This window comes from Paenibacillus paeoniae, assembly GCF_003388735.1.
Taxonomy (GTDB): domain Bacteria; phylum Bacillota; class Bacilli; order Paenibacillales; family Paenibacillaceae; genus Pristimantibacillus; species Pristimantibacillus paeoniae.
In genome coordinates, this window is the sequence record NZ_QUBQ01000001.1 from 664040 (window position 1) to 677342 (window position 13303).

Below are 13303 nucleotides of genomic sequence, written 5' to 3' on the forward strand. Positions count from 1 at the left end.
CAGGTATGCATGATTACAGTACAACAACTGAGCAAGAGCTATTCTACGACTAAAGGAGCTACTATACAGGCGCTTGACGGAATCGATCTGCATATCGACAGGGGAGATATTTTCGGTATTATCGGCTTTAGCGGCGCTGGAAAATCAACCCTGATTCGCTGCTTAAATCGACTGGAGGAGCCCGATACGGGCTCCATCATCGTCGGCGGCCAGGATATTATGCTGCTGAAGGGGAAGGAGCTGCGGCAAGCGCGTCAGAAGATCGGGATGATCTTCCAGCAGTTCAATCTGCTGGACTCCAGAACGGTCTTCGGTAATGTCGCTTTCCCGCTTGAGGTGGCGGGGAAGAGCAAAGCCGAAATTCGCGACCGCGTAACGGACATCTTGGAGCTGGTGCAGCTGTCCGATAAGGCGGGAATGTACCCATCGCAGCTGAGCGGGGGACAGAAGCAGCGCGTCGGCATCGCACGGGCGCTGGCCAATGATCCCGATGTACTGCTTAGCGATGAAGCGACGTCTGCGCTTGACCCGGAGACGACGCATTCTATTCTGGAGCTGATGAAGGATATTAACCGCAAGCTGAAGCTGACGATTGTACTCATTACGCATGAGCTTGATGTGTTGCAGCATATTTGCAACCGGATGGCAGTGATAGAAGGCGGAAGAATCGTAGAGACGGGTACAGTAGATAAATTTTTTATACAGCCGGAAAGCGCCACATCGAAGCGGTTCGTTCATATTGTACAAAACTATTACGCCAATCGGTTTTTGGTAGAGGGACAGGGTGCAGGCATATGAGGGACGATCTAATCGATTTGTTATGGACGGGACTGCTGGAGACGCTGTATATGGTGTTCTGGTCGTCATTGTTCGCCCTCGCCATAGGCCTGGCGCTTGGCATTACGGTGGTCGTGACGGAGAGAGGCGGCATTCTGCCGATCCCGATTCTGAACAAAGTGATCGGTTTCATTATTAATACGGTCCGCTCCTTGCCATTTATTATTCTGATTGTCATTTTGCTGCCCGTATCGCGATTCATCGTCGGCACCTCGCTTGGACCAAAAGCGGCTATCGTCGCTTTGTCGATCGGCGCGGCCCCATTCCTGGCGCGAATAATCGAGAACTCGCTCAAGGAGGTTGCCGGGGGCAAGATCGAGGCGGCGAAGTCGGTCGGCGCTTCACCTGTCACTATCATCTTCCGGGTGCTCATACCGGAGGCATTGCCTGCGCTTGTGCGGGCGGCGACGATTGCTGTCATTGCCATTACGGAATTTACCGCGGTAGCCGGAGCGATTGGCGCGGGCGGGTTGGGCAGCTTGGCCATCCGATTCGGCTATCAGCGGTTCCGGGAGGATATTCTGTTCGCGACTGTACTCGTTATTATTTTGCTCGTTCAGATTATTCAATGGACGGGGGATTTGACTGCCCGAAGCATTCAGCAGCGGCGGTTCAAAAGGGAATAAAGCAATCCTATTTATCCATTCTATGATCCGTCTCCAGCGCCCGCAGGGAGAGATACATAGTTGTGGCAATCTACGAATCCAATTACATGAAAGAAGGTCATTCTTATGAAACGTAAAAAAATCAAATCTATCACAGTAGTTGCTCTCATGCTCACTCTTGCCATCCTGGCGGCGGGCTGCTCTTCGGGCAATAAGGATAAAGGCAATGAGCCGGGGCCGTCAGAAGCGGCAGGAGGCAATAAGGGAAACGTAACGCTTAAGGTCGGCTCCGCTGCTGTCCCGCATGCCGAGATTTTGAATCAGGTGAAGGCGTCGCTTAAGGAGAAGGGCGTCGACCTTGAAGTGGTTGTATTCGACGATGAAGGTCAGCTGAATCCGGCGCTGCATGAGAAGCAGATCGATGCGAACTTCTTCCAGCATGTGCCTTACCTCGATTCGATCAAGGGTGAGAAGGGTTATGATTTTGCCGTGACGACGAAGGTACACGTTGAGCCAATCGGATTCTACTCCGACAAGCTGAAGTCAAAGGATGAGATCAAGGAAGGCGCCAAAATCGGCATTCCGAACAATCCGTCCAATGAATATCGTGCGTTGGTGCTGCTTCAGGAGCAAGGGCTGATCAAGCTGCGCGATGGCTTGACAACTTATGAAGCGACGCCGAAGGACATTATCGACAATCCGCTTAAGCTGGAGTTTATCGAAGCCGACTCCGCGACGCTGCCGCGTGCGCTGCCGGATCTGGACGGCGCCATCATCAATACCAACTTGATTCTGGAAGCGAAGATCGATCCGGAGTCTGCGCTGTTCCGCGAAAATGCGAACTCCCCGTATGCCAACATCATTGTCGTACGCAAGGGTGACGAGAACCGCGATGAGATCAAAAAGCTAGACGAAGCGCTCACTTCGCCAGAAGTGAAGAAGTTTATTGAAGAGAAGTACGGCGTAGCGGTTGTGCCGGCGTTTTAAGGAAACAGGGTAAGGAAACAAGAGAAACAAGAAAAACAAAAGAGATTAAGTTAGGCATTAGCGGGATTCTAAAAACAAGAAAATCAAGCTAGAAACTAGCGGCAAAGCCGTCCTACTTGCGAGGGCGGCTTGCTCGCATCTTTGCGATCAGATCAACATAAGGCACAAGGAGGCTGCAAGATGGCTGTACGATTAAGCATATTGGATCAAAGTCCCATCGATAAAGGAGACACAGGCTCGGAAGCGTTAAGAAGCACCGTAAGGCTGGCGCAGCAGGCCGAGCAACTGGGGTATCATCGTTTTTGGGTGTCGGAGCATCATGATTCCACCCACGTGGCGGGATCGTCGCCGGAGGTGCTTATCTCATATTTGCTGGCAAGCACGGAGCGGATCCGTGTAGGCTCCGGCGGTGTCATGCTCCAGCATTACAGTCCGTATAAAGTAGCGGAAAATTTCAACGTGCTGTCGTCGCTGGCACCCGGCCGGGTGGACCTTGGCATCGGGCGTTCGCCTGGTGGCTTGCCCAAGTCCGCACAGGCGCTCCGGCAGAGCAACGACGGCTCCTTGCCTGACTTGACGGAAAAGCTGGAGGAGCTGGACCGCTTCTTGACGGATTCACTGGAGGAGAGCCATCCATTGCATGGATTAAAGGCCACGCCGATCCCGCTTGTTCCCGCTGATCTCTTCATTCTTGGCACGTCTGTTGAAAGCGCGAGGCAAGCTGCCAGGCTCGGATTGCCATACGTCTTCTCCTTATTTATTACAGGGGATGAGGATGCGGCGGAAGAAGCGTTGAATGCTTATCGTGATGCCTTCATCTCGGTTCGCGGCTCGGAGCCGCTGCCGCTGGTGGCGTTATCCGTTATTGCCGCGGATACGGAGGAGGAGGCAGCGGCAATTGCCAGCGACGTGCAGCTGATCAAGATTCATTTGGAAAGCGGGCGCACCATCACAGTTGCCACTCTGGAGCATGCGGAGCAATTCGAGAAGCAGTCGACGGAGCCGTATACAATTGAAGTGAAGCAGCCGCATCTTACAAAAGGAACCGGTGAGTCAGTATGGCGCGAGTTGAAGCGAAAGGCTGAGCGCTTGAACGTGTCTGAGCTTATTCTGCTTGCTCCGATCCGCCATCCGGAGAAGCGCATTCGCGCCTTTGAGCTGCTGAGCGAAGCGGCTCAATTAGTATATGTAGAACAGGAGGGCGATCGGGCTATCTCTTGATCAGATAAGAAAAGAACAAGACGCTGCCGATCATGGCTGCGCCTTGTTCTTCTATGTCTCTTTTAACGTTTAAAAGAAGGCTGTTCTCGTGAAAATTGTTGTTGTAGATGTATGTAAAGTGCGTAGAGACACTTTAAGGGGCTACTAACTCGACCTTTATTCGGTCGGGATCTTCGAAAAACAGAGCATAATCATTTTCTCCGCCTGCGAAAGGATGCTTATCTTCGTATAGCAGGTTCATTCCCTTGGCACGAACCTGTACAGTCAACTCATTCACTTGTTCTCTCGAAATTGCATGGAATGCCAAATGGTTCAGTCCTACCCGACAACGATTGTAGGGCACGTCCAAGTGCTTTTCTTTTGCTTGAACAAATACAAGATAAGTATCTCCGAATTTCCAACTACGACCTTCTTCCCATTGCTGATAGGGTGTATAACCAAGCTCTGTCAGAAACCACCCCCAGAATTCAGCCGAACGTTTCAGGTCGGATACGTAAATCTCGATATGATGCAGTAATCCCAAAAGGCTTCACCCTTTCATGTTCATTGCAGCAGCCGCAACGTAAAGCGAAATGGATCGCCAACGATACCTCTGTGCCGATTGCCGCAAATCCTTTAATGACATCCGAAAGAATCAAATTACCGATAAGATTTGATTTTTATGATGATTGTCATGTTCAATAAATTCGTGAATGATGTAGAGCAATGAGTAGGGAATACCTGTATGTGGGCAATTTTCTACGCCGTTTGCGGGTACATGCTTAGTAGCAACGTCTGGCTCTGTCAACAGCAGCTCAATCAACTGAAGACGGGTTTGCTTGAATTCATCGAGTATACTATTTTTAGAAATGCCTGAACGGGCGTATTCATAAGCTGTTTGGTTGAACGAATCGAAATCCGGAAAGACCATTCCGTCGCCATTTTTGATGGCTGGGATAATCGTATGGATAAGGTAATTGTCCCAATTTTTAAGATGCGAAATGATTCCTGCAACGGTTGCTTTCCCTTCGGCGATTGGAGTTACCCAAATGTTATCATCCAACTCACGTAATGTATCCGTCCACTCTATAAGTGCTTGATACCGATGAATCGTTTCTTTGCCTAAGCTAATCATTTCGGAGCCCTCCAGATTATTAAAGTGTAATAAGAACGTATGTTCTTATTTTATCCTATATTATCCCAGAAAGCAAGGGATGCTCAATTTTATATGAAAAAGCAACAATATTTACAAACACAGCGTAATAGAAAGACCCGGTCTGAGCGAAGTATTCACTCTCAGCAACCCCCAAGAAGACTTTTAAGAAAAAGGAAGGAAATACTGACAAATAGATGTCAGTGTTAGGGGGATATAATTGGAATAGAGAAGAGGAATTCAATACCCCATGCGTTAACGTTTGGAGAAACTACAACAGAAGAGTGAGGGAGTTCATGATAATCGATAATGCCGTACGGGTGTATACTCGTCAAGAATGGCGGAAGTGGTTAAGCGAGCATCATCAATCAGAGGCGTATTGTTGGTTAGTCACAGCAAAAAACGATCCGATCAGTTATCTGGATACGGTAGAAGAAGCGCTTTGTTTTGGCTGGATTGACAGTACACGCAAGCGGATAGATGAAAACCAAAAGTGCCAGCGTTTCACTCCCCGGCGGAAAAATAGCAACTGGACGGAGCTGAACAAGGAGCGTGTTCGGCGCCTGGCACGGCTAGGCTTAATGACAGAAGCAGGGAACAAAGTTTTGCCGGAGATGGACCCGAATTCATTCGTCATACATGAGGAGATTCTGAAGAGACTGGAGCAGGACGAAGAGCTCTATCGCAACTTTCAGGCACTGCCCGGGCTATATGTCAGAATTAGAATGGATAACATTCAGTCGGTCAAAAGTGATGCAGCCTTATATGCGTCACGGTTAGATAAGTTTATTGAGCATACCCGATTGAACAAAATATACGGTCAATGGCATGATGATGGCCGTCTTCTAGAGGAATAGTCGTTTCGGTGAACAAATACAATGATGTCTCGAAAAGAAAACAAGCTGGAGCCGGTACAGAACCGGAGCCAGCTTGTTTTCTTTGTCGGATAGAGGGATGGGGGAACGTCCTACTCGTTCATGCGCCGCTCTGTAATGATGGCGTTTTTCCTTGCGCCTTCTTTCAAATCTGCAGGGGCGTGCTCTGCATTTGCCAATACATTGTAGCGCTTAAGGGCGTTCTCGTAGTCTTTGCTTGCAAAGGCACTGTAAGCTTGCTGCGAGAGTTTAAGAGCGGCATCTTTCATGAACTGTACGGCATGATTGTTTTTTGCGAGTCCTTCTTTCATTTTTTTGTCGGCGATGAGGACGGCATTGACATAGTTCTTCTGATTGTAATACCAGCGCGCATGAACAAATGCGTTAAGAAAAGCCTGTCGCTCCTGAATGAGCTGGAGATTGGCAGGAACATTGTACGTTCGGCTAAAAGCTGCATCCTGGCCTATCAGCTCGTAATGCTGCTTGGCTTTATCGAGCTGGTCAGATTCGTAGAAGGCTTTTGCTTGTTCTGCGACTTTTTTGGCGGCAGTCGATTGATTGGACTCATTTACTTTCCAGCTGTATCCTGTATCCTTAGTTTTTAAATAATAATATAAGGCATTGTAATAGCTGCCCTTCTTGAAATTTTGGTCCCCGTTCCAAATATAGCCGTCCGCTTCGACTTCCTCCGCGCTTCTGGTATCAGCCGCTTTAGAAGAGGTCGATGAAGTAGAGGAGGAGCCCTTGCCGCCTCCGTTATGATAATGATATTCGCCGTATTCCAGTCCCCACTTCTCGCAATTCGTGCGGCACGTATGTCCGCCGGAGGAGTCTGTTCTTCCCGGGTGGGCAGAGGCCAAGCTGCTGCTAAGGACAAATAATAGTGTCATTAATAGCGTCATTTTTTTCATGATGGTATGTATCTCCTTCAATAAAGTATTTAATTTAATCATATAGAAGATGTCCCGAGATGAATAGGGGGTATTTTGGATTTATAGAAAATACTTGAAGGATATTTCCTGATTTTTTATGCTTTTCGAAATTGCATGAGGGATAGAGCATTGAAACTCACGCTGCTTGTCCAACGGTTTGTCTTAAGCGGCTTGCCGGGTGAGCGGTGAAGGGATAAACTACTTGTACAACCTAGAAGATATGATATTTTTACAAGGATTTTCGCCATACCGCTGGCTGGCGCACGAGTAGAGATAGAGATACCTTAATCAAAAGGAGTAGAAGAGATGAAAGATCATATAGCAGCACCAAGTTTACCAAAGTTTGACCGCAATCCACCGACGCCTTATGCGTTTATTGATCTGGATGCAGCAGAGCGCAATATTGCACGAATGGCGGAGAAGCTGGCCCAGCATGGCATCCGTCATCGTCCGCATATCAAGACGCATAAATCATTGGAGATCGCGCGCAAGCAGCTTGCTGCAGGAGCCGTCGGTATTACAGTAGCCAAGTTGTCCGAGGCACAGGTGTTCGCGGCTGGCGGAATAGACGATATTCTAGTCGCTCTTGCGATTGTCGGCGATCGGAACCTGGAGCGGCTGGAGCACTTGCATCGACGCATCCGTGTGACGGTTACTGTCGATAGCTGGGAAGCGGCGCTTGGCTTGTCTGCTGTCGGCGAGCGGACAGGTAAGCCCCTTCGCGTACTGATCGAGCTTGATGGCGGCCTGCATCGCGGCGGACGACAACCGGGTGAGGATATTGTGGCGTTCGCACGCCGGATTCAAGAGCTGCCGGGCATTGAAATAGTTGGCATCATGGCGTACTTCGGCCTTGTCTATCGGAATCATACGGCCGATGCGCTGGAGGCTGCTGTACGCGAGGAAGCAGAGATCATTCGCGGCGTGGTGAGCGATCTTCGCGATGCGGGAATTTCGGTAGAGATCGTTAGCTCCGGCTCGACGCCAACATCGAAACTGTGCGAGCATGCGGAAGGCATTACAGAAGTGCGCGCGGGCAATTATTTGTACAATGACGTGTCGGCAGTCAGCATGGGCTTGGCAGAGCCTGAGGATTGCGCGCTGCGGGTAATCGCAACCGTCATCAGCATGCCGCTGCCGGGTATGGCGACCATTGACGCTGGAACCAAAACGTTGACCAGCGATCGTTCCCATCATACGGACGGCTTCGGCATGATCGTCGGACAGCCTGATCTTATGATCGCTTCTTTAAATGAAGAGCATGGCATGTTGCGTTATGACCCGGCACAAGTCAGCCTATCTATTGGAGATCGGATAGAGATTATTCCCAATCACTCCTGCGTCATCCCGAATTTAAACGATCATGTATATGCAGTGCGCAGCGGAGAGATTGTCGGCCAGATTAAAACCGATGCGAGAGGCTGTAATTACTAATTGAAGTACTGAATGTGCATTGAACTATAACTCGCTTTGCTAAGAAAGATGCCTTTTGATTGATACTCCAAGGATACTCCATGAAGAAAGGCGGCTCCATGTGATGAAAAATAGAATCGACGCCACTCGAACGACGAATATATTGAGGGAATTGGTTCAAATTCCTAGCGTTAACCCTAGCTTCGAGGGAGGCGTGCCAGAGCTTGAAGTAGCTGATTATGTGGAGCGGTTTTTCCATCGGCTTGGCTTAACCGTTGAACGCCGTGAAGTGAAGACGGATCGTCCCAACATTATCGGCATGCTGCCCGGAGAGCGAAGCCATTCGCCGGGATTGTTGCTTGAAGCGCATATGGATACAGTGCAGACGATCAACATGACTATTGACCCGTTCGCTGCTGTAATTGAAGATGGCAAGCTGTACGGACGGGGCGCCTGTGACACGAAGGCCTCTCTGGCTGCGATGCTGGCAGCTATAGAGTGGTGCGTGGAGAATGATAAAGTTCCACATATTCCTGTCTATATCGCGGCTACGGTGGATGAGGAGGTCCACTATCAAGGCGTATTGGACCTTTTGCAAATAAAAGAGAGATTCAGTGGGGCCATCGTCGGTGAACCGACCGGATTGCATGCCGTTATTGCTCACAAAGGGGTTGTCCGCTGCGAGATCGAGACGGTCGGCATAGCCGCCCATTCCTCCCGACCTAGCGAGGGAGTTAGCGCCATTGATGCAATGGTTCAAGTAATCACTCATATAAGAGAAGTCGTAACTCCGCGCCTGCTAGCCCAGCCTCATCCGCTTGTAGGTGCTGCTTCATTGAGCGTAACGGAGATCGCGGGAGGCATAGCGCCTAATACAATTCCGGATCGATGCAGAATCAAGATTGATCGCCGTACCATTCCGGGCGAGGATAGTGAGCAAGTATGGCGCGAGCTCTGTGACGAATTAAACAAGCTGGAACTCGGAGACGATCGGGCGAGCGTTATCGTTCATCCACCATTCGTTCTGGATTATACGCTCGATACAAGCGCAGACTCTGATATTGTGCAGCAGCTTACAAAAGCTGCGTGTAAGCGAATCGGAGAGGTTCATACACTAGGCGTTCCGTACGGCACGGATGCCAGCAAATTAGCGATGGTCGGCATTCCGTCTGTTGTGTTCGGCCCGGGCTCTATTGACCAGGCGCATACAGAGGATGAATGGGTAGATCTGGAGCAGGTAGCGCTTGCAGCCGATATTTTAATTGATGTGATTTTATCGTATGGAGCTTAATCATTCGTTAGGTGAAGTTCATTTAGCTTTCCAGATAGGAGAAACATGATCATGACTTATACTTGCAGAGTTGAGCTCAATGAGATTGAACCGAAGGTTTGGAGAGAGTTTCAATTTCAACCGGAAGTATCGTTTCATCAGCTTCACAAGATTATCCAGGTTGTTATGGGATGGGAAAATTACCATCTGTACGAATTTTATGTGAATGACAAAGTAATCGGGCTGCCCAATCCAACATTGGCTGATATGGAGAAGGATGAAGTATTGAATGCGCGAAGAGAAATCGTTCAGAAGCATGTGAATCAGGAAAATATGGTTTTTACCTATGTTTATGATTTTGGAGATGATTGGCGGCATAAGATTGAGTTGCTCAGGATGGATACTTCCGTATCTGACTCGGCACCGGTATGTCTAGGGGGAGCTCGCAGTTGTCCAAAGGAAGATGCAGGAGGGGCATATGGATATCAGCATATGCTGGAAGTGCTTTGTACGCCTAACCATCCTGAGGGTGACCAGTTTATTGAATGGGTTGGAGAGGGTTTCGATCCTGAGTATTTTTCCTGTGAAAAAGTAAACCTGGAGCTTGAGATGCAAAAGGATAGCCTTACGCCCAAATCATTTAGTAAACGATCAGATGGCAACAAACCGGTGAAGCTTACAAAAACGACCTTGAATAAACATCTGAAGCAGCTGAACAACGACCAATTGATCGATTTGGTAAAGGCTTGTTTTGGCGCTAGTAAAGATATGGAGAAGTTTCTTGCTGTACAAATAATGGGAGCTGAAGCGGTAAAGTCTCTGTTTGAAGAGTATCGCAAAAAGGTCGAGTATGAGTTTTTCCCGGAACGCGGTCATGGAAAGCTAAGACTTCAAGAAGCGAAAAAAGCGATATCGGAATTCAAAAAATTGACCGGGAGCGAGAAGTACAGTCTGGAATTGAAGCTGATTTATGTCGAAAAGGGAGTTGAGTTCACCTTATGTTACGGTGATATTGATGAACGCTTCTACTATAGTATGGCTTCCGTGTATGTCGATATCATTGATTTGGTGAATGAGGATGAGACAGTGGAGCTGTTCGATGAATTCGAAGAGCGATTGGAGGCTGTTGTCTCCAAAACGGAAGGAATTGGCTGGGGGTTTCATGACGATTTGGCTGATATCCATGCTCAATTACGGTGGTTTTAGGCGGGACGTTGTTTTTTGGATAACACCATCAATTGGAAAATGAATCATTCGCTCCGTACATGCACACATAGGCCTTCGCCCACATACACTGTACAACTGACGAAACTTCGCGCTAGGGCTTAACCATAAGCCTGAGCCATTCAGCTTGGGGGTGTACGGAGCATGGGATTTTTTACGGCTATCGCTTTATTTATCAAACAGCTTACGTTGCTCGTGTCATATGTGAAGAACAATGCTTTTCCTCAGCCTCTGAAGGAGGAAGAAGAGACAAAGCATTTGGCGTTGATGGCTGAAGGCAATGCGCATTCGCGCAATTTGCTCATAGAGCATAACTTGAGGCTGGTCGCTCACATCGTCAAAAAGTTCGACAACACCGGTGAGGATCTTGAGGATCTCATCAGCATTGGCACCATTGGCCTGATCAAGGCGATCGAAAGCTTCCAGACGGGCAAAGGCACCAAGCTCGCGACCTTCGCTGCCCGTTGTATCGAGAACGAGATTCTCATGTCATAAGTGTGCATTGTATTTTTAACCTATTGATTAAGTCACATCGCAGCATGTGGCTTTTTTTCATGCACTACACAAGATTAAGAACCTATTCGAAAGAAATTGATCAGATTGGTTTTGGGGTAAGAGGTATTATACAATCACATCATAATTAGTTAGAAGTATGATGTGATCCTGAGTGGAGATGAGGAGTGTTGTAATGATTTTAAGGAATTCATTTGCATTTACGATTAGTGAAGAAATGATGAAAAGAATCAATCATTGGGATCAGTGTAAAGCAGTCGATGTTAGTGGGGCCAAGTTTGCGTTTACCTTCATACCATCGGGCCTTGGGACTTATATTATTGTCAAATGTAATGTTTGTAAACGAGAACTTCACATTTCGGATGATCTCGAGTAAATTCTTTTTAGTACTTTACTAAGGTTATCAATTTAGTATTCGCGGCTTGTTTGACTTAACAAATATTATTGGATACAATCAAAAGGATACGAACATACATTCTTTGTTTGGTTAGGAGGGAATTTATATCTTTTGTCGAATAAAGAACTCTAACGTGAACAGACTTGGAGTGTAGCTAAATGGTCCCGAATCCAACATTTATTTATCATATAACGAGCATCGAGAATTTACACTCGATACTCAACAATAATGGTCTCATTTGTACTAATCAATTAAATAAAACCGGAAATTCGTTTGTAAATATAGCTTATGAGCAAATTCAGTCTAGACGATTTGAAAAACAAGTTCCTTTGCCCCCGTACGGTAATTTACACGATTACGTTCCTTTTTACTTTGCGCCGCGATCCCCTATGCTGTTTACAATAAATCAAGGAAATGTACCGCAGTTTCAAGGTGGGCAAAAACCAATTATATATCTCGTATCAACAGTACAACTAGTGATCTCAAAGAAGATTCCGTTTGTGTTTACCGACGGTCATGCGATCATGAGTTATTCTGATTTTTTTAATGATCCTGGTGAGTTAGAAGAAATTGATTGGGGAATAATGACCTCTCGTTATTGGAGTGATACTACAGAATATCCAGACCGAAAGCGGAAACGTCAGGCTGAATTCCTGGCTTTTGAGTTTTTTCCTATTAACTCAGTAATTGAAATTGGTGTGTTTAGCGATACCTTTCAAGAACAGGGACTAAAGGTCTTACAAAGTAAATCAATTAATATACCGGTTAATGTACGGCGAGAATGGTACTACTAAGGTGGTGAGATTGTGATTGAGTATAAAAAAGGTAACTTGTTGGAATCTGGGGCCGAGGCTCTAGTCAACACGGTGAATTGTGTAGGAGTTATGGGGAAGGGGATAGCACTTCAATTTAAACAAGCCTTTCCTGATAATTTTAAAGAGTATGAAAAAGCGTGCAAAAATAATTTGGTTATGCCAGGTAAAATGTATATTGTGGATACTGGTTCTTTGTTTAATCCTCGATATATTATTAATTTTCCGACTAAACGTCATTGGAAAGAAAAGTCAAAGATCGAAGACATAAAGTCTGGATTAATCGATTTTGTTGAGAAAATACGAGAGTATGGAATCAAATCAGTCGCAATCCCTCCTTTAGGTTGCGGTAATGGCGGTTTGGACTGGGAACTGGTAAGACCGATGATTGAGGAATCGGCATTGAAGGTTCCTGATGTTCTATTTATGGTATACCCACCTATTGGAAGTCCAGAGCCTGATAAAATGCGTGTTGGAACTGAAAAGCCAAAGTTAACTCGTGCTAGAGCTTTGCTCATTATGCTAATGAATCTTTATGCTGCCCCAGGCTATAAATTATCATTGTTGGAAATACAGAAACTTGCCTACTTTTTGCAAGAGTGTGGTGAGGAATTAAAGTTAAGATTTGTAAGCGCCCAATACGGACCGTACGCAGATAATTTAAATCATGTACTTCAAAGACTTGAGGGACACTATTTAAGGGGATATGGGGATCGAAATCGAGATGCAGAGATTTATTTGTTACCTGAAGTAGCAAAAGAAGCTGAAGAGTTTTTGAAACAGTTAAACGATGAAAAAACGGATAAAAGACTTCAAGATACTAAACAAATAATCGAAGGTTATGAAACACCATACGGACTTGAATTGCTGGCTACTACCGATTGGATTATTAAACATCATCCGGATGCTAGGATCGATGTAAAACGTGCAATTGACCATTTTAGAGCATGGAACGAACGCAAAAAGAAAGTATTTAAAGAGTCTCATATTGAGATGGCGTGGCGACATTTAGCTGCTAAAAATTGATGCCATTCAACGATACGAATGCCCTGTCCAATTAACTTGGAAGGGCATTTATTTTTTTA

General features: G+C 46.7%; 12 protein-coding genes and 2 pseudogenes. 11 read left to right on the forward strand and 3 right to left on the reverse strand.

What is annotated here, in order from left to right:
- Positions 1-9 precede the first annotated feature (9 nt).
- The 4 genes from DX130_RS03020 (at position 10) to DX130_RS03035 (ending at position 3650) form a co-directional block, all read left to right on the forward strand.
- Positions 10-798: a methionine ABC transporter ATP-binding protein gene (locus tag DX130_RS03020; RefSeq protein WP_116042718.1), complete on the forward strand. Its 789-nt coding sequence runs from the start codon at positions 10-12 to the stop codon at positions 796-798.
- Entirely contained in the window at positions 795-1463 is a 669-nt protein-coding gene (locus DX130_RS03025) for a methionine ABC transporter permease (protein ID WP_116042719.1), read from the forward strand. The genes DX130_RS03020 and DX130_RS03025 overlap by 4 nt, the downstream gene beginning before the upstream one ends.
- A 105-nt stretch (positions 1464-1568) precedes the next feature.
- Entirely contained in the window at positions 1569-2429 is an 861-nt protein-coding gene (locus DX130_RS03030) for a MetQ/NlpA family ABC transporter substrate-binding protein (RefSeq protein WP_116042721.1), read from the forward strand.
- A gap of 180 nt (positions 2430-2609) precedes the next feature.
- Positions 2610-3650, forward strand: a complete 1041-nt coding sequence (locus DX130_RS03035; RefSeq protein WP_116042723.1) for an LLM class flavin-dependent oxidoreductase — start codon at positions 2610-2612, stop codon at positions 3648-3650.
- Positions 3651-3783: 133 nt separating this feature from the next.
- On the opposite strand, the gene DX130_RS03040 is transcribed toward DX130_RS03035, so the two are convergent.
- Together DX130_RS03040 and DX130_RS03045 are read right to left on the reverse strand one after the other, a co-directional pair.
- Positions 3784-4173 (reverse strand): VOC family protein, encoded by a 390-nt coding sequence (locus DX130_RS03040; protein ID WP_116042724.1) that lies wholly within the window; start codon positions 4171-4173, stop codon positions 3784-3786.
- A gap of 111 nt (positions 4174-4284) precedes the next feature.
- Positions 4285-4764: a DinB family protein gene (locus tag DX130_RS03045; RefSeq protein WP_116042725.1), complete on the reverse strand. Its 480-nt coding sequence runs from the start codon at positions 4762-4764 to the stop codon at positions 4285-4287.
- A gap of 314 nt (positions 4765-5078) precedes the next feature.
- Here DX130_RS03045 and DX130_RS03050 point away from each other — a divergent pair, with 314 nt between their 5' ends.
- A complete protein-coding gene (locus DX130_RS03050) occupies positions 5079-5639 on the forward strand; it encodes a YdeI/OmpD-associated family protein (RefSeq protein ID WP_116042727.1) in 561 nt (186 codons plus the stop codon).
- Between the two features lie 710 nt (positions 5640-6349).
- On the opposite strand, the pseudogene DX130_RS26800 reads toward DX130_RS03050, so the two are convergent.
- Positions 6350-6568, reverse strand: a pseudogene (locus DX130_RS26800) (YHYH domain-containing protein); the annotation flags it as partial.
- A gap of 327 nt (positions 6569-6895) precedes the next feature.
- Here DX130_RS26800 and DX130_RS03060 point away from each other — a divergent pair.
- The 6 genes and pseudogenes from DX130_RS03060 to darG all read left to right on the forward strand — a co-directional run bounded on the left by DX130_RS03060 (position 6896) and on the right by darG (position 13244).
- Complete coding sequence (locus DX130_RS03060) at positions 6896-8023, forward strand: alanine racemase (RefSeq protein WP_116042730.1); 1128 nt, start codon at positions 6896-6898, stop codon at positions 8021-8023.
- Positions 8024-8126: 103 nt separating this feature from the next.
- Positions 8127-9293: a M20 family metallopeptidase gene (locus DX130_RS03065; RefSeq protein ID WP_116042732.1), complete on the forward strand. Its 1167-nt coding sequence runs from the start codon at positions 8127-8129 to the stop codon at positions 9291-9293.
- Between the two features lie 51 nt (positions 9294-9344).
- The gene (locus tag DX130_RS03070) at positions 9345-10478 is read left to right on the forward strand and encodes a DUF6155 family protein (protein ID WP_116042734.1); all 1134 of its coding nucleotides are present in this window, start codon (positions 9345-9347) and stop codon (positions 10476-10478) included.
- Positions 10479-10640: 162 nt separating this feature from the next.
- Positions 10641-10985, forward strand: a pseudogene (locus DX130_RS03075) (sigma-70 family RNA polymerase sigma factor); the annotation flags it as partial.
- 579 nt (positions 10986-11564) lie between these two features.
- On the forward strand, positions 11565-12200 hold the full coding sequence (gene darT / locus DX130_RS03085; protein ID WP_116042738.1) for a type II toxin-antitoxin system toxin DNA ADP-ribosyl transferase DarT: 636 nt from the start codon (positions 11565-11567) through the stop codon (positions 12198-12200).
- Between the two features lie 12 nt (positions 12201-12212).
- Positions 12213-13244: a type II toxin-antitoxin system antitoxin DNA ADP-ribosyl glycohydrolase DarG gene (gene darG / locus DX130_RS03090; protein WP_116042740.1), complete on the forward strand. Its 1032-nt coding sequence runs from the start codon at positions 12213-12215 to the stop codon at positions 13242-13244.
- Positions 13245-13303: the final 59 nt, after the last annotated feature.